The sequence below is a fragment of the Pelagovum pacificum genome (assembly GCF_016134045.1).
In the GTDB taxonomy this organism is placed as follows: Bacteria; Pseudomonadota; Alphaproteobacteria; order Rhodobacterales; family Rhodobacteraceae; genus Oceanicola; species Oceanicola pacificus_A.
Genome location: NZ_CP065915.1, coordinates 1728703 through 1749952, shown reverse-complemented (window position 1 = coordinate 1749952; position 21250 = coordinate 1728703). Strand labels below are relative to the sequence as shown.

Sequence of the window (21250 nt, the reverse complement as noted above, 5' to 3'; positions counted from 1 at the left end):
GGCCGGCACGAGGAGAAACCAGAGGAAGAGATGGCCAAGAAAACCGCGAAATCCGTAGCGACGTGGGTCATTCTCGCGCTGTTGTTCTTCGGTCTGATCGGCTTCGGGGCGACCAACCTTTCGGGAACCTCCCGCTCGCTCGGCTCCGCCGGCGAAAAGGACATCCCGATCCAGGACTATGCGCGGGAACTGAACCGCCAGATCAACCAGCTTCAGCAGCAGACCGGCACATCGCTCGGCTTTGCCGAGGTGGAGGCGTTCGGCCTCGACCGGATGGTGCTTTCGTCCCTCGTCCAGCGGCGCACGCTGGAGAACGAGGCGGCGCAGCTCGGCATCTCCGTCGGGGATGACCGCGTCGCCGCCGCGATCCGCTCCGCCGCGCCGTTCCGTGGCCTCGACGGCAGTTTCGACCGCGAGGCTTACCGCATGACGCTCAACAGCAACGGCCTGAGCGAAACGGAATACGAGAACGGCCTGCGCGACACGCTCTCCCGCGAGCTTCTGCAGCGCGCCGTGTCCACCGGTATTCCCGCACCAGAACCTTATGCGGATACGGTCGCCGCCTACCTTGGCGAGACCCGCAGCTTCGAGTGGATCGAAGTGACCGCCGATGACCTGGAAGAGCCGGTGGCCGAACCGTCGGACGAACAGCTTCAGACGTTCTATGACGAGAATATCGACCAGTTCACGCGTCCCGAGACGAAGTCGATCACTTATGTCTCGCTCACGCCAGCCATGATCGCCGACGAGCTGGACCTCGATGAAGAGGCGCTGCGCGACATGTACGAGCAGCGGATGAGCGACTACGTCCGCCCCGAACGCCGGCTGGTGGAGCGGCTGGTGTTCCGCGACGACGAGGCCGCGCAGGCGGCGTTCGACCGACTGGAGCGGGACGAGGTGGACTTCGACGGGCTGGTGACCGAGCGTGGCCTCTCGCTCGCCGACATCGACCTCGGCGACATGGGCGAGGATGAGCTCGGCGCGGCCGGTGAAGGTGTCTTCGCCGCCGATACCGGCGAAGTCGTCGGCCCGTTCGAGACCGATCTCGGCCCCGCGCTGTTCCGCGTCAACGCCGTGCTCGCCGCGCAGGAGACCCCGTTCGAGGAGGCCCGCGAGGAGCTGTCGGAAGAGCTGGGCAGTGTCCGCGCGCGTCAGGTGATCGAGGGATCCGCCGAGGGCATCACCGACCTGATCGCCGGCGGCGCCTCGATGGAGGACCTGGCGGAACGCACCGACCTCGAACTCGGAACGATCGACTATTCCGAAGGGACCGAGGACGGCATCGCCGCCTATGCCGAGTTCCGCAACGCCGCCGACGAGGCCGCGCCCGAGGACTTCCCCGAGCTTCTCGAGCTGAGCGACGGCGGTGTCTTCGCGCTGCGCGTCGACGAGGTCCGCGCGCCCGAGCCGATCCCGTTCGAAGAGGCCCGCGAGGATGTCGCCGCCGCCTGGACCGCGACGGAGACCGCCGCACGCGTCATCACCTATGCCGAGGAACTGGCCGACCGCGTGGCTGAAGAGGGCTTTACCGATGACATGCCCGCCCCGGCCGCCGAGACCGGCCTCGACCGGCGCGGAGTCGTCGGTGGCACGCCGCCCGGCTTCCTCGGCGAAGTGTTCGACATGGCCGAGGGCGAAACGCAGGCGCTGCCGAACGGCGAAGGCGCAGTGGTCGTGCGGCTGTCGGCCGTGACCCCTGCCGACCCGGAGGACGACACGCTCGACAACGAGGTGCAGCAGTTCGCGGAGCAGGCACAGCAGGGCATCCAGCAGGAAGTGATGGAGACCTTCGCACGCTCCGTCCAGACCCGCACGGACGTCCGCATCGACGAAGCGGCGGTCAATTCCGTCAACGCCTCGTTCCGCTGACCATGGCGCTGGTTCCCGAGTTCGAGACCTTCCGCGCCGGCTACGAGGCCGGTGCGAACCAGCTGGTCTACACCCGGCTCGCCGCCGACCTCGACACGCCCGTGTCGCTGATGCTGAAGCTGTCGGCGGCCGGCAAACATTCCTTCATGCTGGAGAGCGTGACCGGCGGCGAAGTCCGCGGCCGCTACTCGATGATCGGGATGAACCCCGACCTGCTATGGGAATGCCGGGGCGAGACCTCGCGGATCAACCGGGCCGCCCGCTACGACGACGAGGCGTGGGAAGACCTTTCGGGCTCACCGCTCGACACGCTGCGTGCCGTCCTCGCCGAGAGCCGGATCGACATTCCCGACGGCCTGCCGGCGGCGTCCGCCGGGCTTTTCGGGTATCTCGGCTACGACATGATCCGGCTGGTCGAACGCCTGCCGAACTGCCCGCCCGATACGCTGGGTCTGCCCGACGCGATGATGCTGCGCCCCTCGGTGGTCGCGGTTCTCGACGGGGTGAAGGGCGAAGTCATTCTCTGCTCTCCCGCCTGGGCCGGCTCCGGCCTGTCGGCGCGCGCCGCCTATGCGCAGGCGGCGGAGCGGGTCATGGATGCGCAACGCGCGCTGGACCGTCCGGTTGCTGCTCTGGCCGGGCGGTCCCTTGGAGACACGACGCCGGCAGGGCCGCCGGTGTCGAACTTCACCAAAGAGGGCTACAAGGCGGCGGTCGAGACGGCGAAGGAATATATCCGCGCCGGCGACATCTTCCAGGTCGTCCCGTCACAGCGCTGGGCGCAGGACTTCCGCGAGCCGCCCTTCGCGCTCTATCGCTCGCTGCGCCGGACGAACCCGTCGCCATTCATGTTCTTCTTCAACTTCGGTGGCTTCCAGGTCATCGGGGCCAGCCCCGAGATCCTCGTCCGGGTCTTCGGGCGCGAGGTGACGATCCGCCCGATCGCCGGCACCCGTCCGCGCGGCGCCACGCCCGCGCAGGACAAGGCGAACGAAGTCGACCTGATGGCCGACAAGAAGGAACTGGCGGAGCACCTCATGCTTCTCGACCTCGGCCGCAACGACGTCGGCCGGGTCGCCAAGATCGGCACGGTCGAGCCGACCGAGCAGTTCATCGTCGAGCGCTACAGCCACGTGATGCACATCGTCTCCAACGTCATCGGCGAGTTGGACGAGGAGCATGACGCGCTCTCCGCCCTGCTCGCGGGCCTGCCCGCCGGCACCGTCTCCGGTGCGCCCAAGGTTCGCGCGATGGAGATCATCGACGAGCTGGAGCCCGAGAAACGCGGCGTCTACGGCGGTGGCGTCGGCTATTTCAGCGCGGGCGGCGACATGGACATGTGCATCGCCCTGCGCACGGCGGTCCTGAAGGATGAAACCCTCTATATCCAGGCCGGGGGCGGCGTCGTCTACGACAGCGACCCGGAGGCCGAGTATATGGAGACGGTGCACAAGTCGAACGCCATCCGGCGCGCGGCGGAAGATGCCTCTGTCTTCCGCGGCGACGGCAACCGCTAGAGCTCAGTCCGCGCGAAAGCGGATGGCGGAGCGGTCCGCCTCGTTCGAGGTGACCTCCAGCAGACCCTTGTAGGGGGCCAGCGACCAGCGCGGGTCGGCGACGCTCTCCAACACGACGGAGCCGTCCACGGCGCCGCGCGGCGCGGCCGCAATCCGCCATGCGAAGGCATCGTGCTGCTGTTTCTGGTACGGCGCGCTGTGAACAGCGTGGTCCCAGCTCTCCCGCGACAGGCAAAGCTCGTCCCCCGCCGAAGGACCGCCGACCCGTCGCAGGCGGATCACATCCCCCTTGCGCAGGTCACGGTCGCTCTCGCCACTGACCAGCACGATCTCGAACCGCGCAACGGCATCGAGATCGACAAGGACCTGTGTCCCGCGCCCGGCGGTGCCGCCGATGACGGAGACGGCCTGCCCCGGTGCCCCCACGAACAGGTCCCAACCCGGAAACCAGAGCCGCACCTCCTGCCCGGCCCGGACCGACACCTGCACCGCGTCGGCCGGCGCACGGCGGACGGGGGGTGACGACACACCGACGGCGGCAGCGAGGCGTTGGCGGTTGCGGGGGCCGGCGCGGCGAGCGCCGAGGTCCGAAGTCGAGCCTATGCTCATGTCTACATCCTTCCCGTTGGGGCGGCCTGCCCGAGCAGGGGGCAGCGGCCTTCTGGGAGGCAAACTGGACACAAGCCGACAGCTAACCAATCTCGACGGTTCGCTATCGCATGACGAGGCGAATGTTATCGGATAACTATCGCGATTTCAGGGCGTTGAGCGGTGAAGCTCACCTACTCTGCGGCGTCTGCGGTCAGCAGGGTCGAGACCGGCACGATCTGGACTGCGCCCGAGGCTGCCTCCGTCCCCCACAGGATCAGAGCGGACACCGTATCGGGGCGGACCCGGGCAAGAACAACGACCCCGCTTTCCTGCCGTGCCCGGAACGCCGCCTGTTCCAGGAAGCGACGCACGACGCGGGCTTCCTCGTCGTCGGCGTCGAGGTCGCGGTAGACCACTGCGGCGGGCACACCGGCCTGCTCGGCGGAGCGCACGCCCGCGTTCAGACCGCTCGACAGGGTGACGAGGCCGCGACCGTCTGTGGCGAGGATCTCGGTTGCCTGGTCGCTCGCTTCGCGGTTGGATTGCAGGCCGCTCCCCGCGTCGAGAAGGATCACCGACTCGGGCACTTCCGACAGCGCCGACTGCATCGCCACTTCGACGTCCTGCGGCGTGGCGCCCTCGGGAACGGGCGACAGAACGCCGACTTCGAACCCCGCGGCCCGGTAGGCGGAGGCGGCTTCTGCCGCGCCGTCGCGGGTCGGATCGACGACCACCGTGACCGGCACCGGCAACTGACCGAGCGCCGGGATCGCGTCGCGCAGCCCGCCTTCGTCCAGCAGCACGATCGACATCATCGGACGGCCGTCCGCGTTGAACGGCATGGCGTGCGCTTCGAGCGCTGGCATGTCGTCGTCGACCGTGACGGTCACCGCCTCCTCCTCGCCGACGGCCTGACCCGGAAGCGTGTTCCCGGTTTCCGACGACAGCGCGAAGCGGGAGGATGCGGGGGCGTCTTCCTCAGCCTCGGTGGCCGCTGGCGCGTCCGCATCGGCCTCAGATGTGTCCGTGTCGTCGTCACTTTCCGGAGCCGTGTCCGTATCAGGCACGATGTCCACGACGAGCGGCACATCCGAGGACGTCGCAGCCTCCGGTGCCTCCTCGTCCGGGGCGTCGGCCTCCGCGAGGTCCTGTTCGGGCTGAGTCGGCCCTTCGACCGCTGCCGGGGGGGATTCTTCGACCGGGTCCTCGACAGTTTCCTCAGCGACCTCTTCCGGTTCGTCCGCCTGTGGCGGTGGTGCGGGCTCGGTCGAGACGGCGATGTCGCTCTCCGGGGCGGGCTCCTCCGGACCGGAGGCTTGCGGTGGCGGCAGGACGGGCTCTTCGGTGGCGGACTCGACACCCGTCTCGCCCCCGGCTGCCGGAGCGCTGAGTTCTGCCATGTCCGCCTCCGCGGCCGGGCGTTCGGGGTCGGCTGTGTTGGCGGTCGGCGCGCCGTCAGACTCGGGCGAAGAGACGGCAGGAGCCTCCATCCCGCCCGGCGCCTCGCCGAGATCGGCGGAGGTGACGTCGGCACCCTCTGGTGCGTCGCTGGTGGTGCCCGACATCTCGGGCCCCTCGACCTGGGGCGGCTGCGGCGGCTCGGTCGAGCCGGGCGGCGGCCCCATGAGGGAGCTTACCGAGACGCCCACCGCGGATACGAGAACGCCCCACAGCGCACCGGAAAAGAAGCCCTGCCACATGACCTGTTCGACCTGCCCTTAACTGCCTGCGGACCTTGACGCGCGAGCGCTTTGCGGCCCATGTATGGCCCCGATCATACCGTTTTTCCACATGGTTACGGTAGCCCCCAATTCCGACCGGCCCGATATGCTGCTGCTCATCGATAATTACGACAGCTTTACCTACAACCTGATGCATTATCTCGGGGAGCTCGGCGCGTCTGTCGTGGTCAAGCGCAACGATGCGCTCGACGTGCAGCAGGCCATGTCCATGTCGCCCTCCGCGATCGTGCTGTCGCCCGGTCCCGGCACCCCGGACAGTGCCGGCATCTGCCTCTCCCTGATCGAGGCCGCCGCCGAGACGCGCACGCCGCTGTTCGGCGTCTGCCTTGGCCATCAGGCGATCGGCCAGTCCTTCGGCGGCGATGTCGTGCGATGCCACGAGATCGTCCACGGCAAGCTCGGCTCGATCCGGCACGAGGGCAAAGGCGTCTTCGCCGGCCTGCCGAGCCCGCTCGAGGCGACGCGATATCATTCGCTGATTGTCGACCGTGCGACCCTCCCGGCGGAGTTCGAAGTCACCGCAGAGCTCGACGACGGCACGATCATGGGTCTCGCCCACCGGGAGCTGCCGATCGAGGGCGTGCAGTTCCACCCGGAGAGCATCGCGTCCCAGCACGGGCATGACATGCTGAAGAACTTCCTCTCTCGCATCCCGGTGCCCGCATGACCGACGCCATGAAGCCCCTGATCTTCGCGGCCTCGGAAGGTCCGCTGTCGCGCTCTCAGGCGGAGGAAGCGTTCGGCTATCTGTTCGAAGGCGCGGCGACGCCCGCACAGGTCGGGGGTTTCCTGATGGCGCTGCGGGCACGCGGCGAATCCGTCTCCGAATATGCCGCCGCCGCCGCCGTGATGCGCGCCCATTGCGTGCCGGTGAAGGCGCCCGACGGCGCAATGGACATCGTCGGCACCGGCGGTGACGGCAAGCACACTCTGAATATCTCCACTGCGACGGCCTTCGTCGTCGCAGGTTCGGGCGTGCCGGTCGCCAAGCACGGCAACCGCAACCTGTCGTCGAAGTCCGGCACCGCCGACGTGCAGAGTGTGCTCGGCATCGACGTCATGGTCGGCGCGGAGGTGGTCGAGCGGTCCCTCGTTGAAGCCGGGATCGGTTTCATGATGGCCCCGATGCACCATCCGGCGATGAAGCATGTAGGTCCCGTCCGGCTCGAACTCGGATGCAAGACGATCTTCAACATCTTGGGGCCGTTGACGAATCCCGCCGGCGTGAAGCGTCAGCTCACCGGTGCCTTCGCGCCCGACCTCATCCACCCGATGGCGGAGACGCTCCAGCAGCTCGGGTCCGAGAAGGCCTGGCTCGTTCATGGCAGCGACGGCACGGACGAGATCACGATCTGCGGCCCCACCGCCGTCGCCGCGCTGGAGAATGGCAAGATCACCAGCCGCGAGATCCACCCCGAGGACGCCGGGCTGCCGGTCCACCCGTTCAAGGACATTGTCGGCGGCACGCCCGAAGACAACGCCGCGGCCCTGCGTGCGCTGCTGACTGGCGAAGCGGGCGCCTACCGCGACGCGGTCCTGTTGAACGCGGCTGCCGCACTGGTCATTGCGGACCGCGCGAATACTCTCCCCGAAGGGGTTGAGATCGCTGCGGAAAGTATCGACTCCGGCAAGGCGCTTAGCGCTGTCGAAACCCTCGCGAAAATCACGAAAGAGGCTGCATGAGCACCGTTCTCGACCGCATCAAGGCTTACAAGCTGGAGGAAGTCGCGGCCCGCAAGGAGGCGACGCCGCTCGCCGATGTGGAGGCCGCCGCGCGCGCTGCCGATGCGCCACGCGGCTTCGCCGAGGCGCTGACCAACGCGTGCCAGACCGGCTATGGCCTGATCGCCGAGATCAAGAAAGCTTCGCCCTCCAAGGGACTGATTCGAGAGGATTTCGATCCGCCAGCCCATGCCCGCGCCTATGCCGAAGGCGGTGCGGCCTGCCTGTCCGTCCTCACCGACGGCCCGTCCTTCCAGGGGCACGAGGACTTCCTCGTCGCGGCCCGTGCCGCCGTCGATCTGCCGGTGCTGCGCAAGGACTTCATCTACGACATCTACCAGGTCGCCGAGTCGCGGAGCATCGGGGCCGACTGCATCCTCATCATCATGGCTTCGGTCAGCGACACTCAGGCGAAAGAGCTCGAGGACGCTGCGTTCGGCTGGGGCATGGATGTGCTTGTCGAAGTGCACAACGAAGAGGAGCTGGAGCGTGCCAGTGTCCTCGAAACCCCGCTCGTCGGGATCAACAACCGCGATCTGAAGACCTTCGAGACGACGCTCGACACGACGCGCACGCTCGCGCGGCTGGTGCCGCCGGGCAAGCTCATCATCTCCGAAAGCGGGCTCTTCAATCCCGACGATCTGTCCGCCCTCGCGCGCTACGGCGCCCGCGCCTTCCTCATCGGCGAGAGCCTGATGCGGCAGGAAGACGTGGCTGCCGCAACGCGAGAGCTGATCGGCAATCCCCTAATGCCTGCAGGGCTTTAGATGGCAAAGCTCACCCACTTCGACGAGTCCGGACAGGCCCACATGGTCGATGTGTCCGACAAGGCGAGCACCGCCCGCCTCGCCGTCGCCGAGGGATGGGTGAAGATGTCCGACAGCACGCTCGCCATGATCCGCGACGGCGAGGCCGGCAAGGGGGACGTTCTCGGCGTCGCGCGGCTGGCCGGGATCATGGGGGCCAAGAAGACTGCCGACCTGATCCCGCTTTGTCATCCGCTGCCGCTGAGCAAGGTCGCGATCGAGCTCGAGGTTGATCCGGCGCTTCCCGGCATCCGCATCACGGCGACCGTCAAGACGTCTGGCCAGACGGGCGTCGAGATGGAAGCGCTGACCGCCGTCTCGACGGCGGCCTTGACGATCTATGACATGGTGAAGGCCGCACAGAAAGATATGGAAATCGGTGGCTTGCAGCTCGTTCTGAAAGAGGGCGGGAAGTCGGGCCGGTATACGCGATGATTTCGGTCGCCGAGGCGCTCGACCAACTCTTCGCGCTGGTCGAGCCGACCGACATCGAGACCGTTCCCCTTACAGCGGCCTGCGGTCGCCAGCTTGCCGAGCCCCTCACGGCCCGTCGTAATCAGCCTCCATTCGCGGCGTCTTCGATGGACGGTTACGCGGTGATCGCCTCCGAAGTGCGCCCCGGTGCGAGCTTCCGGGTGATCGGCGAAGCAGCGGCCGGACGCGCGTTCTCCGGCTCAGTCTCAAGCGGTGAAGCGGTTCGCATCTTCACCGGAGCCCCGGTTCCCGAAGGAGCGGATCGCGTCGTGATCCAGGAGGATGCCGAACGCGACGGCGACTCCATTACGTTAGGGCATTCTCTGGACGAAGCGTTTTACGTCAGACCGTTGGGAGGCGACTTTCACACAGGGGATGAGCTGTCGCCCCGCCTCCTCACGCCGTCCGACATCGCTCTGATCGCTGCAATGAACCATGCGACGGTCCCCGTCAGAAAGCGGCCGGTGGTCGCCATACTCCCGACGGGTGATGAGCTGGTTCAACCGGGAGAAGACCCCGGTCCCGACCAGATTGTCGCCTCGAACAGCTATGGTCTGCACGCTCTGCTTGCACGCGCCGGTGCGGAGCCGAGGTTGTTGCCGATCGCGAAGGACACCCTCGGCTCGCTCGAAGCTGCACTGACGCTGGCCGAGGGTGCGGACCTTGTGGTGACGATCGGCGGTGCATCCGTCGGCGATCATGATCTGGTCGGCGAAGCGGCGTCGAACTTGGGTCTCGAGCGGTCCTTCTACAAGATCGCGATGCGTCCGGGAAAACCGCTGATGGCGGGTCGGCTTAGCGACATGGCGCTGGTCGGACTTCCCGGAAACCCCGTCTCTGCAATGGTTTGCGGGCATATCTTCATCTTGCCCATGATCGCTTGCTACCTCGGCCGAAAGGCCGCGCCGGCGCCTCGAATCCGTGCGACCCTGACTGCGCCGCTCCCCGAGAACGGCCCCCGCGAGCATTACATGCGAGCCCGCCGTGACGGGGATGGCATCGCGGCATTCGAGCGCCAGGACAGCGCGCTGCTGACCGTGCTGGCCGATGCGAATGCCCTGCTGGTGAGGCCGCCGCATGACCCGGCGCGACAGGCCGGCGAGACTGTCGAATACATCGACTTGTCGACAGGTGGTTGACACAAAACGGGAACATCCATAGAACATTGTCCAAACTCCCGTATGACGGGTAAGATGAGGATGGTGCAGGATGCTGACCAAGAAGCAGCTCGACTTGCTTGAATTCATTCACAAACGTGTCCAGCGCGACGGTGTCCCGCCCTCCTTCGACGAGATGAAGGAAGCGCTTGACCTCCGGTCGAAGTCGGGCATCCACCGGCTGATTACCGCGCTCGAGGAACGGGGCTTTATCCGACGTCTCGCGCACCGGGCGCGCGCGCTGGAAATCGTGAAGCTGCCTGACTCGATGGCGCAGAAGGGCTTTACGCCCCGCGTGATCGAAGGCGACCGGCCCGATGGACCGCCGCCTCCGTCCGCGGTGTCGGTCGAAAGCAGCGCCGCAACCGATCTGCCGATCATGGGCCGGATCGCCGCCGGTGTGCCGATCGCTGCCATTTCGGAAGAAGCCGGGCGCGTGTCCGTACCGCAGTCTATGATCGGGCGCGGGGCGCATTACGCCCTGGAAGTCCGCGGTGAGTCGATGATCGGAATCGGCATCAACGACGGCGATGTCGTGGTCATCCGGGAGACGACGACGGCGGATGACGGCGACGTTGTGGTTGCGCTGGTGGAAGATCAGGAAGCGACGCTGAAGCGGTTCCGCCGTCAAGGGACTGCGATCGCGCTCGAAGCCGCGAATCCGGCGTTCGAGACGCGCGTGCTTCCGGCCGACCATGTGAAGGTCCAGGGCCGGCTTGTCGGGCTGATCCGCACCTACTGAGCGTGGAACAAGACCATTCACTCCAGCAGAACGGGGCCTGCATCGTCTGGCCCCGTTTTGCTCGTGAGAGGCGTCCAGAGCCGTCGGCCGGATCGGGAGGCTGCGGTTTCCAGGCGCAGCCCCTCTTCCACCAGCCAACCAGCGATGGCACCAGTGCGGCTCAGGCGTTCGCTGTCGTAGACCACGCAGGGGCGCACGGCTGGATCGGGGAGGTTCAGGACCAGCAGGCGGGCTCCGCCGCATCCGGTGAGCGCTTCCGCGCGGCGTTTGCCGGTGAGGTGCAGCAGGCCGACCCGCGCACGGGCGACCTCGTAGCCCTTGGCGGCGGCCTGGTCCTGTTGGATCGGGGCGCCATCGTTTTCGAGCCAGACCATGGCAGCGAAGCCGTCCCCCGTCGGCTTGGACAAGGCGCGACCCGAGGCGGTCATGACGCCGATCAGGCCACCAGTCTCTGCAATCAGGATGTCCGGGCGGCGCACGTCATGCCAGAGCCAGCCGGCCAGCAGCGCCGGGAGCAGCCCGATCCACCTGCCCCGGCCGCGCCAGAGGACCAGCAGAGCGGCTCCGATCGCCAGTAACGGGAGGACCGCGACAGGCGGCGTCGGCACGTGGCCGACCGCGTCGTCGAGACCGGACACCTGCGCCGCCACCCAGAGGATCCAGCGCAGGCCGGCCTCCATCACCGCAAGCGCCAGCCAGTCCAGCCCGAGTGGCCAGAGGATCGCAGCCGCGACCGCCGCCGGGATCACGACAGTGCCCATGACCGGCACCGAAAGCAGGTTGGCGACATAACCGTAGTGCGAGACCTGGTTGAAATGTGCCGCTGCCACGGGCGCTGTGGCGAGGCCAGCAACGACCGAGGACAGCACCACGGCAAGCAGCGGCCGCACCCAGCCGGGCGGGCTGCCGGCGGAGCGTAGGGCGGCGAAGACCGCGACAAGCGCCACCGTCGCCGCGAACGACATCTGGAATCCGGGCCCGGTCAGTTCTTCCGGTCTTCGGCACAGAACGATGATCGCGGCGACCGCGACGGCGCGCAGAGTGATCGCGCGACGGTCGAACAGGACCGCGACGAACATCACGGCGACCATGATGTAGGCCCGCTCTGTCGCGACCGCTCCGCCCGACAGCGCGAGGTAACAGGCGCCCATCAGCAGCGCGGCGAGGGCCGCGATCTTGCGGTTCGGCCAGTAGAGAGCGCCGCGGGGGATCAGCGCGAGGACCAGCCGGACGAGGCCGAAGACCACGCCGGTCAGCAACCCCATGTGCAGCCCCGAGATGGCGAGGAGATGGGCGAGGTTGGCGCGTCGCAAGTCCGTCACGACCTCTTCGGGAATGGCCGAGCGGTCACCCGTCAGGATCGCCGCAGCGAAGGCACCGGCGTCCCCATCGACGCGCGCTCGGATCGCGGCGGACAGGCGGGTACGCTGTCGGGCGACCCACGGCACCCGATCTGCGTCCTTGAGTTCCAGCACGGGGGTGCGGGTGTAGCCGATGCCGCCGAGCCGGTCGAACCACGCGTGGCGGCGGAAGTCGAAGCCTCCGGGTTCTACCGGGCCGGCCGGCGGCGAGAGATGCCCGGTCAGGATGACGACCATGCCGGGCCGGGGCTCGATAAAGCCCTGGTCACCATGAAGAGACATCCGAACCCGCGCCGGCGTTCGCTCCCGCGCGATGTCTTCGAGCCGAACCTGATCCAGCGTCAGCCGCACCGCGTCGGAGGCGGAGCGGTCGATGGCGACCACCCTGCCCTCCACCGGTCCATAGTAGCGCCAGCCGAGCACCGGTTCGGCCACGAAATGCGCCCGCGCGCCGCCGAGCGTGACGCCGATCCCGATCAGAGCGGCGCCGACAGCGATCGGTCCGATGGCGGCCCCGACGACCTTCGAGAAAAGCAGGGCAAGCCCGCTGATGACGAGAAGGACGAGATAGACGCCAAGGGTCGGCTCGACCTTCAGCCAGAAGTACAGGCCGATGCCGGTGCCGAGGCAGACCGGCACCCAGCCGAACAGGTGGCCGCGCTGCGCCAGCAGAACGGCTTCGATGCTCGCGACGGCCCGCACTTGTCCTCGCCCCGTGGCCCAAGTATCCCCGCCTCGAAACCACAGAAATGCTAGTGGAAGGTAAACGGAACCGATGGTCGTCACCCGCTTCGCCCCCTCTCCGACCGGTGCGCTGCACATCGGCGGCGCCCGCACGGCGCTGTTCAACTGGCTCTATGCCCGCGCCAAGGGCGGCAAGTTCCTGCTGCGGATCGAAGATACCGACAAGGCACGCTCCACCCCCGAGAACGCGCAGGCGATCCTCGACGGGCTGACGTGGCTCGGCCTCGACTGGGACGGCGAGCCGGTCAGCCAGGCCAGCCGCGCCGAGCGGCACCGCGAGGTCGCCGAAGAGCTGCTGGCGAACGGCCGGGCCTTCAAGTGTTTCTCGACCCAGGACGAGATCGAGGCGTTTCGCGAACAGGCCAAGGCGGACGGCAAGTCGACGCTGTTCCGCTCGCCCTGGCGCGACATTCCCGAGGCGCAACATCCGGATGCGCCCTACGTGATCCGCCTCCGCGTGCCGCGCGACGGTGAGACGACTGTGCCCGACGCCGTGCAGGGTGACGTGACCTGGAAGAACGATCAGGTCGACGACCTCGTGCTTCTGCGCTCCGACGGGACGCCGGTCTATATGCTGGCGGTGGTGGTCGATGACCATGACATGGAGGTCACGCACGTGATCCGGGGCGACGATCACCTCGCGAACTCGATCCGTCAGACGCTGATCTACAAGGCGATGGCGTGGGACGTGCCGGTGATGGCGCACATTCCGCTGATCTTCGGCCCCGACGGCAAGAAGCTGTCCAAGCGCCATGGCGCGACGGGCGCGGCGGAGTACCAGGCGCTCGGCTATCCGGCCGCGGGGATGCGCAACTACCTGACGCGGCTCGGCTGGAGCCACGGCGACGACGAGTTCTTCACGGACGCGCAGGCGCGGGAGTGGTTCGACCTCGACGGCATCGGCAAGAGCCCCGCGCGCTTCGATTTCAAGAAGCTGGAGAACATCTGCGGCCAGCATATCGCCGTGGCCGACGATGCTGCACTGCTGCAAGAGCTCGAAGGCTATCTTGCGGCGACGCAGGCTCCCCCGTTGACGGACGCACAGAGGGATGGGCTGGCGAGGGCGATGTATTGCCTCAAGGAACGCGCGAAGACCTTCCCGGAACTTATTGAAAAGGCGCATTTTGTGCTTAGCAATAGGCCGATCGAACCGGATGAGAAGTCCGCCGCCCAACTGGACGACACGGCGCGCGCCATGATCGCTGATCTGACGCCGCGACTGCAAACTGCCGGCTGGACGCGGGACGAATTGGAGGCCATTGTGTCCTCGGTTGCCGAGGACCACGGGCTGAAGCTTGGCAAACTTGCCGGGCCGCTGCGCGCGACACTGGCGGGGCGTTCGGTTTCGCCGTCGGTCTTCGACATGATGCTGGTGCTGGGGAAAGAAGAAACCATATCCCGGCTCGAGGATCAGGCCGCCTGAAACCTTTTCGTCATATAACGACGATAGCCGGTTTCGAACGGAGAAAACTCCGCCGTCCGACGACCGTCGGCGGCGTCTCAGGAAGGGGATGACCATGGCCGACGACAACCGCCAAGCGAAACTGACGATCGACGGGCAGGAGTACGACCTGCCCATTCATTCGCCGACCGCTGGTCCCGACGTTCTCGACATTCGCAAGCTCTACGGGCAGGCGGGTGTCTTCACCTATGACCCGGGCTTCACCTCGACCGCGTCGTGCGACAGCACGATCACCTTCATCGACGGTGACAAGGGCGAGCTGCTGCACCGCGGCTACCCGATCGACCAGCTCGCGTCGAAGTCCAACTACCTCGAGGTCTGCTACCTGCTGCTGTACGGGGAACTCCCCTCGGCCGAGCAGATGGAAGAGTTCGAATATCTCGTCACGCATCACACGATGCTGCACGAACAGATGGTCTACTTCTTCCGTGGCTTCCGCCGGGACGCGCACCCGATGGCGATCATGGTGGGCGTGGTCGGCGCGATGGCCGCCTTCTACCACGATTCCACCGACATCGCGGATTCGCACCAGCGCGAGGTCGCCTCGATCCGGCTGATCGCCAAGATGCCGACGATCGCGGCCTGGGCCTACAAGTATTCGGTCGGCCAGCCTTTCGTCTATCCGAGGAACGACCTGACCTACGCCGAGAACTTCCTGAACATGTGCTTCAGCGTGCCGGCCGAGGAATACAAGGTGAACCCGATCCTTGCCCGCGCGATGGACCGGATCTTTACCCTGCATGCCGACCACGAGCAGAACGCTTCCACCTCGACGGTGCGGCTTGCCTCCTCCTCCGGTGCCAACCCCTTCGCCTGCATCGCAGCCGGTATTGCCTGTCTCTGGGGGCCCGCGCATGGCGGTGCCAACCAGGCGTGCCTCGAGATGCTGCGCGAGATCGGCACACCGGATCGTATTCCGGAATACCTCGCCCGCGCCAAGGACAAGGACGATCCGTTCCGCCTGATGGGCTTCGGCCACCGGGTCTACAAGAACTTCGACCCGCGCGCGAAGGTGATGAAGGAGAGCGCCGACGAGGTGCTCGACCTGCTCGGCGTCGAGGACAACCCGATCCTGCAGGTCGCCAAGGATCTCGAGAAGGCCGCGCTGGAGGACGATTACTTCGTGCAGCGCAAGCTGTTCCCGAACGTCGACTTCTACTCCGGCATCATCCTTGAAGCGATGGGCTTCCCGACGGCCATGTTCACGCCGATCTTCGCGCTGTCGCGCACGGTCGGCTGGGTCAGCCAGTGGAAAGAGCAACTCGCCGATCCGCAGCTCAAGATCGGTCGTCCCCGCCAGCTCTACCTCGGTGAGACGGCGCGCGACTACGTGGACATCGAAAAGCGCTGATGCTGAAGACCGCCCGGCTGCTGCTGCGCAAGGCGCGGCCGGGCGATCTCGACGACCTTCACGCGATCTACGGCAATGCGCGCGCGATGGAATTCTGGTCCTCGCCGCCCGACCGGACGCGTGACAAGACGCTGGAGCGGCTGGAGAGGCAGCTCGCGTCTGAACCGCCTCTCACCTACTTCGTGCTCGATCTAGATGGCGTCGCCATCGGCAATGCGGGGATGTGGCGACCTTACGAGATCGGCTTCATCCTGCATCCCGATCACTGGCGGAAAGGCTATGTCAGGGAGGCGATGATGGCGATCGTCCCGCATATCTGGCAGGTCAGCGACGCACCGATGCTGACGGCGGATGCCGATCCGAAGAACGAGGCCTCGGTCGGGTGTCTGCGTGCGCTCGGCTTTCGCGAGACGGGCACGGCGCGGAACACCTATTGCGTCGATGGGGTCTGGACGGATTCGGTCTATTTCGCCCTGCCCCGCCCGGCCGATCAGCGCGCCAGAGGGTAGCGGGCGAGCTCCTCGTGCACCGGCCCATCATGGGTCAGCATCGACTGCCAGAGCGCGAAGCTGCCCGCGTTGAACGGGTCGAGGCGGAAGCGCGCCTCGGACTCGAGGAACCGGGTCAGCCGGTCGAGGTCGTGGGCCGACAGATCGCGCCGAAACCGGGCAAGCGTCACGTGCGGGCGGAACCGCCGGCGGTCCAGCGTGATCCCCGCGCGCCGGCAGGCAGAGGCAACACGAGCGTGCAAGGTCACCAGCGGATCGGAGGCGATGACATCGGCCATCAGCACCGCTGGCGCGCCGAGCGTCGAGACTCCCTGCACCTCCAGCGGGAAATCCGGCAGGCGCAGAGCGATCAGCTCTTCATGCAGCGTCTCGACGGCCTCCTCCGCCACGTCCTCACCCAGAAAGGCAAGCGTGACGTGGAAGGTATCCGGATCGGCGCGCCGCCCGAAAGGCAGCCGCTCCTGCAGAGCCGCGAGGATCGCCGTCTCCTCAGGCGGGAGGTCGATGGAAACGAATGCTCTCACCGGCCCTCGAACACCGCCGGACGCTTTTCGAGGAATGCGACCACACCCTCGCGGAAGTCACGGGTCTGGCCGCAGGCCCCCTGAAGACGCGATTCGAGTGCGAGTTGCTCGTCCAGCGTATTGTCGAAGGATTCGCGCAGTGCCGTGCGGGCATGGCGGTAGGCCTCGGTCGGTCCGCTGGCGAGTTGCGCCGCCCGGGTCGCCCAGTGATCATTGAAGCGGTCATCCTCGACTGCTTCCCAGATCATGCCCCACTCCGCCGCCTGCCGGGCGGTGATCGGCTCTGCGAAGAGAATGCTGCCGAGCGCCTTGGCATGGCCGATCTGGCGCGGCAGAAACCAGGTGCCACCGGCATCGGGGATCAGGCCGATGCGGCTGAACGCCTGAACGAAGTAAGCGGATTCCGTGGCGATCACGACGTCGGCGACCAGCGCGAGGTTGGCCCCGGCCCCGGCAGCAGCGCCGTTCACGGCGGCAATCACCGGCACCTGGCTGTCGATGATGGCGCGCAGCATCGGCATGTATTCGTCGCGCAGCGTCCGTTCGAGGTCGAGGTTCGAGGCCCGTCCGTCACCGAGGTCCTGACCCGAGCAGAATGCGTTGCCCGACCCGGTCAGTACGATGACGCGCGCCTCTTTCTGGGCCGCGCCGACCGCGTGGGTGATCTCGGCCCGCATCTGTGAATTGAGCGCGTTCATCACCTTGGTCCGGTTCATCCGGATCACAGCGATGCCGCCATCCACGTTGTAGCGGATCGTTTCGTACTCCATGACCATCCCTTTCCTGCGGGTCCCAAGGGGAACTTAGTGAACCGTTGAGTTCAAGGAAGGGGAACGGGACGTCAATCGACGCGCGTGCTCGATCAGCCGCCGGTGAGTTCTTTCAGGCGGGCCTGTTCCTCGTCCGTCAGATCGGCCTGTGGCGCGGACCGGCTTCGCGCCCGGACTGCCATGTAACCCACTGACAAGGCGAGGATAAGAAGGATCGGGCCGGCCAGCCAGAGGATCAGGTTGATGCCGCTTGCGGTGGGTCGCAGCAGCACGAACTCGCCGTAGCGGTCAACGATATATTGCACCGCCTCCTCGTCGCTATCTCCGGCGACGAGGCGCTCCCGCAACAGGACGCGCAGGTCATGGGCGAGTTCGGCGTTCGATTCGTCGATACTCTCGTTCTGACAGACGGGGCAGCGCAGTCCCTGGCTGATCTCGCGCGCCCGCGCCTCAAGGGCCGGATCCTCCAGCATCTCGTCCGGAGTGACTGCGCCGGCGACCATCGGCAGGAACAGCAGCACGAGGATCAGGAGCCGCGTCATTCCGCCGGCACCGCCGTCGATTTCGACTTCGCGGCCCCCGCTGCGACTCGCAACCGCCGGTCGGAGAGCGAGATCATCCCGCCGAGCCCCATCAGGATGGCGCCACCCCAGATCCAGTTGGCGAAAGGCTTGATGTAGGTGCGCACTGCCCAGCCGCCGCTCGCCTGCGGCTCCCCGATCACGACGTAAAGATCGCGCAGGAAGCCGTTATGAATCGCGGCCTCGGTCGTCGGCATGCCCGCGACCGGGTAGCGCCGACGCTCGGGGGTCAGGGTGGCGACGGTGCGCCCGCCCCTGTCCATCGTGATGGTGGCCATGGTGCTGAGGTAGTTCGGGCCCTCGACTTCATCGACGGCTTGCAGGGTCACCTCGTAGGCGCCGACATCGAACGGCTCGCCCAGGTTGGCGACGCGGATGTCCTCCTGCTGCCAGGCGGTGATCGCGGCGATGCCCAGGATGGTGATCCCGAGGCCCGAATGCGCGACCGCCTTGCCCCAGTCCGCGCGCGGCAGGCGGCGCAACCGGCCGACGCGGCCCGCGACAGGGCCGCGTCCCGTTCGGGTCCACAGGTCGATCGCGGCGCCCGCGACGACCCAGGTGCCGAGCATCACGCCAATCGGGCCAACCGCCGACCGCCCGGTCCCGAGCGCATAGCCAAGCAGCAGCGCCGCAAGCGCCAGCGCCAGCGCCGGGATCAGCGGACGCATCGCCCGGCCGATCTTGCCCCGCTTCCACGCCAGCATGCCGCCGACCGGCAGGATCACGGCGAGGCCCACGAAGAAGGGCGTGAAGGCCGCGTCGAAGAACGGCGGCCCGACGGAGAGCGTCCGCTGGAACACCATCTCCGCCAGCAGCGGCCAGATCGTCCCGATGAAGACGACGAAGGTCGCAACCGCCAGCAGCACGTTGTTCAGCACCAGCGCGCTTTCCCGGCTGACCATCCCGAACAGGCCTTTCGCTTCCATTGCGCCGGCCCGCATCGTGAAGAGCACGAGGCTGCCACCCGTGAAGACGCCGAGAATGGCGAGGATGAAGACCCCGCGCGTGGGGTCGGACGCGAAGGAATGGACCGAGGTCAGCACCCCCGAGCGCACGATGAAGGTGCCGAGCAGCGAGAACCCGAAGGCGAGGATGGCGAGCAGGATGGTCCAGCTCTTCAACGCCTCGCGCTTTTCGACAACGATTGCCGAATGAAGCAGTGCCGCTGCCAGGAGCCACGGCATGAAAGAGGCATTCTCGACCGGATCCCAGAACCAGAAACCGCCCCAGCCGAGCTCATAGTAGGCCCACCACGAGCCGAGCGCGATGCCAACGGTCAGGAACACCCACGCCGCAAGGGTCCAGGGCCGCACCCACCGTGCCCAGGCGGCGTCGACCTTTCCCTCGATCAGGGCGGCGACCGCGAAGGAGAACGCCATCGATAGCCCGACATAGCCGAGGTAGAGGAACGGCGGATGGAACGCGAGCCCCGGGTCCTGCAGCAGCGGGTTCAGGTCCTGCCCGTCGAGCGGCGGCACCGCCAGCCGCAGGAACGGGTTCGAAGTGAAGAGGATGAAGGCATAGAAGGCGACGGAGACGGACGCCTGCACCGCCAGCACCCTAGCCTTGAGTGTCGCCGGCAGGTTGCCCCCGAACAGCGACGCCGCGCCGCCGAACAGCACGAGGATCAGCAGCCACAGGAGCATCGAGCCCTCGTGGTTCCCCCAGGTTCCCGCGATCTTGTAAATCATCGGCTTGGCCGAGTGGCTGTTCTCGTAGACCAGCCGCAGCGAGAAGTCGGAGACGACGAAGGCATGCACCAGCGTGGCGAAGGAGAAGCCGACGAGGATCAGCTGGCTGACCGCCGCCGGATCGCCGATCGCCATCCAGCCGCGCCAGCCCTTGTGGGCGCCGATCAGGGGCACGACCATCTGCACCAGCGCGAGGCCGAAACCGAGGACGAGTGCGAAATGGCCGAGTTCTGTAAGCATGGTCCCGTCCTACCGCAGCAGCACGGCAGGCGGCAATCACAAGCGGGCGAGACGCATCGCCTCAGCCCGCCAGCGGCCCGCCGACGATCAACGCCACTCCGGCGGTCAGAAGTGCGCCGATCACCAGCCGGACCAGCCACTTGAGCGTGTCCTCGATCTCCGTCAGGCGCTTCTCGACATTCTCGCGGTGGACGTCCTCGACCGCGCTGCGCGTCTCGAGCGTCCCGATCCGCCGCTCGGCCTGTGTCGCCCAGTCGGTCATCGGGCCTGCCACCATTCCTCGAGCGCCGGGTTCGGCTCGCCCGGCGTGGCAGGCTGCTCCGGCGCGTCCTCCATCTGGCGCAGGGCGCGGATGCTCTGCTGAACCGTCCCCGCCCGGGCGGCGCTCTCGACCACGGACGCCTGGAACTCCTGCCCCTTCGCCTGGTGGCGCGCGCCGAAATAGAAGCTGACGATCGCGCCCATCAGCCACCAGAGCGGCTCCGGCACCAGCGCTAGCCCCTGCATCCGGCCGGAGAACCAGATCGGATCGACCATGGCGACGATGAAAAGGCCGATCGTCCCGAAGGCCAGAAGCGGACGCGGCAGCCGGTTGAGCCCGTCGATCACCCGGTCGAACAGCCCCTTGCGCGGACGTGCGAACTCCGCGGCGAACTGGCCGAGCGCGGCATCCTTCATCGCCGCCTCCCGGGCACCGGCATTCTCGGCGGATTCGCGGAAGATGCCGACGGTGTCGGCCACGACATTGCGCCCGTCGCCGAACATCACGTCCATGCCCTTCGATATCAGTCCCATGCGGCCACCCGCGCCCGGTGCTGGGCGTCCGTCAGGTGAAACCGGGGCGAGATGAACTCCTCCGCCCGGCGGATCCAGCCGCCCTTCCCGCCATCTCGCCGACGCGCATACTTGCGCAGGGCCGGGCGATTGTCGGCGAGGCCGTAGTAGTAGTTGCGCCGCGCGATCCCGTAGGCATCGACAAGGTGATCCGGCGCCGCCGCGATGGCCCGGGCCGCCGCCCTGATCGTCTGGGGGCCGATGATGCCGTCAATGGCGATCTCCATACGCATCTGGCGGAACAAGCGCTGCAGGATGCGCACCGCGCTGGCACCCGCATTGACATACATGTCGAACACGGAGGCCTGAAGTGGACCGGGCAGCTCGCCGATCCGGGGCCCGTGGAAATAGTGCCGCTCGAAAATCTCCGCCGCCTGCTCCGGGGTCAGACGCCGCACGTCGCCTGCCGTGATCGCGCCGTCCCCGTCGAGGTCGAGCCCGAGGCGACGCATCGTGTGGATCGTCACGCCGTGCTTGGTCGGCCCGCCCGGATCGTCCGGGTCGTTCACGTAGCCGCCCTCCCGCGCCACGATCTCGACCGCAATGTCCCGTACCGTCTTCAT

Annotated in this window: 21 protein-coding genes; 11 read left to right on the top strand and 10 right to left on the bottom strand. The window is 67.1% G+C overall.

Annotated elements, in window-relative coordinates; genetic code table 11:
• Nucleotides 1-30 precede the first annotated feature (30 nt).
• Both I8N54_RS08630 and trpE read left to right on the top strand, forming a co-directional pair.
• The gene (locus I8N54_RS08630; RefSeq protein ID WP_140192951.1) at nt 31-1869 is read left to right on the top strand and encodes a peptidylprolyl isomerase; all 1839 of its coding nucleotides are present in this window, start codon (nt 31-33) and stop codon (nt 1867-1869) included.
• Between the two features lie 2 nt (nt 1870-1871).
• Nucleotides 1872-3386, top strand: coding sequence for an anthranilate synthase component I (trpE, locus tag I8N54_RS08625; protein ID WP_140192952.1), 1515 nt, complete (start codon nt 1872-1874; stop codon nt 3384-3386).
• 3 nt (nt 3387-3389) lie between these two features.
• Here the strand turns inward: trpE and I8N54_RS08620 are convergent, their stop codons facing one another.
• Entirely contained in the window at nt 3390-3995 is a 606-nt protein-coding gene (locus tag I8N54_RS08620; protein ID WP_140192953.1) for a hypothetical protein, read from the bottom strand.
• 173 nt (nt 3996-4168) lie between these two features.
• Nucleotides 4169-5677 (bottom strand): divergent polysaccharide deacetylase family protein, encoded by a 1509-nt coding sequence (locus I8N54_RS08615; protein ID WP_140192954.1) that lies wholly within the window; start codon nt 5675-5677, stop codon nt 4169-4171.
• A gap of 127 nt (nt 5678-5804) precedes the next feature.
• Between I8N54_RS08615 and I8N54_RS08610 the strand changes: the two genes are divergently transcribed.
• The 6 genes from I8N54_RS08610 to lexA all read left to right on the top strand — a co-directional run bounded on the left by I8N54_RS08610 (nt 5805) and on the right by lexA (nt 10620).
• Nucleotides 5805-6386 (top strand): anthranilate synthase component II, encoded by a 582-nt coding sequence (locus I8N54_RS08610; protein WP_140192955.1) that lies wholly within the window; start codon nt 5805-5807, stop codon nt 6384-6386.
• Nucleotides 6383-7402, top strand: a complete 1020-nt coding sequence (gene trpD / locus I8N54_RS08605; protein ID WP_140192956.1) for an anthranilate phosphoribosyltransferase — start codon at nt 6383-6385, stop codon at nt 7400-7402. The genes I8N54_RS08610 and trpD overlap by 4 nt, the downstream gene beginning before the upstream one ends.
• Complete coding sequence (gene trpC, locus I8N54_RS08600; RefSeq protein WP_140192957.1) at nt 7399-8208, top strand: indole-3-glycerol phosphate synthase TrpC; 810 nt, start codon at nt 7399-7401, stop codon at nt 8206-8208. Before trpD ends, trpC begins: the two co-directional genes overlap by 4 nt.
• A complete protein-coding gene (gene moaC / locus I8N54_RS08595; protein WP_140192958.1) occupies nt 8209-8682 on the top strand; it encodes a cyclic pyranopterin monophosphate synthase MoaC in 474 nt (157 codons plus the stop codon).
• Nucleotides 8679-9860 carry a molybdopterin molybdotransferase MoeA gene (locus I8N54_RS08590; RefSeq protein ID WP_140192959.1) on the top strand — a complete coding sequence of 394 codons (1182 nt, stop codon included), beginning with the start codon at nt 8679-8681 and terminating at the stop codon, nt 9858-9860. The genes moaC and I8N54_RS08590 overlap by 4 nt, the downstream gene beginning before the upstream one ends.
• A gap of 70 nt (nt 9861-9930) precedes the next feature.
• Nucleotides 9931-10620 carry a transcriptional repressor LexA gene (gene lexA / locus I8N54_RS08585; RefSeq protein WP_140192960.1) on the top strand — a complete coding sequence of 230 codons (690 nt, stop codon included), beginning with the start codon at nt 9931-9933 and terminating at the stop codon, nt 10618-10620.
• 17 nt (nt 10621-10637) lie between these two features.
• Here the strand turns inward: lexA and I8N54_RS08580 are convergent, their stop codons facing one another.
• Complete coding sequence (locus I8N54_RS08580; protein ID WP_140192961.1) at nt 10638-12683, bottom strand: ComEC/Rec2 family competence protein; 2046 nt, start codon at nt 12681-12683, stop codon at nt 10638-10640.
• A gap of 73 nt (nt 12684-12756) precedes the next feature.
• Here I8N54_RS08580 and gltX point away from each other — a divergent pair, with 73 nt between their 5' ends.
• The 3 genes from gltX to I8N54_RS08565 all read left to right on the top strand — a co-directional run bounded on the left by gltX (nt 12757) and on the right by I8N54_RS08565 (nt 16047).
• Entirely contained in the window at nt 12757-14148 is a 1392-nt protein-coding gene (gene gltX, locus I8N54_RS08575) for a glutamate--tRNA ligase (RefSeq protein WP_140192962.1), read from the top strand.
• Nucleotides 14149-14242: 94 nt separating this feature from the next.
• Nucleotides 14243-15538 (top strand): citrate synthase, encoded by a 1296-nt coding sequence (gene gltA / locus I8N54_RS08570; protein ID WP_140192963.1) that lies wholly within the window; start codon nt 14243-14245, stop codon nt 15536-15538.
• Nucleotides 15538-16047 (top strand): GNAT family N-acetyltransferase, encoded by a 510-nt coding sequence (locus tag I8N54_RS08565; RefSeq protein ID WP_140192964.1) that lies wholly within the window; start codon nt 15538-15540, stop codon nt 16045-16047. Before gltA ends, I8N54_RS08565 begins: the two co-directional genes overlap by 1 nt.
• Here I8N54_RS08565 and thpR read toward each other — a convergent pair.
• The 7 genes from thpR to I8N54_RS08530 form a co-directional block, all read right to left on the bottom strand.
• A complete protein-coding gene (gene thpR, locus I8N54_RS08560; protein ID WP_197097449.1) occupies nt 16029-16571 on the bottom strand; it encodes an RNA 2',3'-cyclic phosphodiesterase in 543 nt (180 codons plus the stop codon). The genes I8N54_RS08565 and thpR overlap by 19 nt on opposite strands.
• The gene (locus tag I8N54_RS08555; protein ID WP_140192966.1) at nt 16568-17341 is read right to left on the bottom strand and encodes an enoyl-CoA hydratase-related protein; all 774 of its coding nucleotides are present in this window, start codon (nt 17339-17341) and stop codon (nt 16568-16570) included. Before I8N54_RS08555 ends, thpR begins: the two co-directional genes overlap by 4 nt.
• A 92-nt stretch (nt 17342-17433) precedes the next feature.
• Entirely contained in the window at nt 17434-17883 is a 450-nt protein-coding gene (locus I8N54_RS08550) for a cytochrome c-type biogenesis protein (protein WP_140192967.1), read from the bottom strand.
• Entirely contained in the window at nt 17880-19853 is a 1974-nt protein-coding gene (locus I8N54_RS08545) for a heme lyase CcmF/NrfE family subunit (RefSeq protein ID WP_140192968.1), read from the bottom strand. The genes I8N54_RS08550 and I8N54_RS08545 overlap by 4 nt, the downstream gene beginning before the upstream one ends.
• 61 nt (nt 19854-19914) lie before the next feature.
• Nucleotides 19915-20115: a hemolysin XhlA family protein gene (locus I8N54_RS08540; RefSeq protein WP_140192969.1), complete on the bottom strand. Its 201-nt coding sequence runs from the start codon at nt 20113-20115 to the stop codon at nt 19915-19917.
• The gene (locus I8N54_RS08535; protein ID WP_140192970.1) at nt 20112-20648 is read right to left on the bottom strand and encodes a holin family protein; all 537 of its coding nucleotides are present in this window, start codon (nt 20646-20648) and stop codon (nt 20112-20114) included. Before I8N54_RS08535 ends, I8N54_RS08540 begins: the two co-directional genes overlap by 4 nt.
• Entirely contained in the window at nt 20639-21250 is a 612-nt protein-coding gene (locus I8N54_RS08530; protein WP_140192971.1) for a holin-associated N-acetylmuramidase, read from the bottom strand. The genes I8N54_RS08535 and I8N54_RS08530 overlap by 10 nt, the downstream gene beginning before the upstream one ends.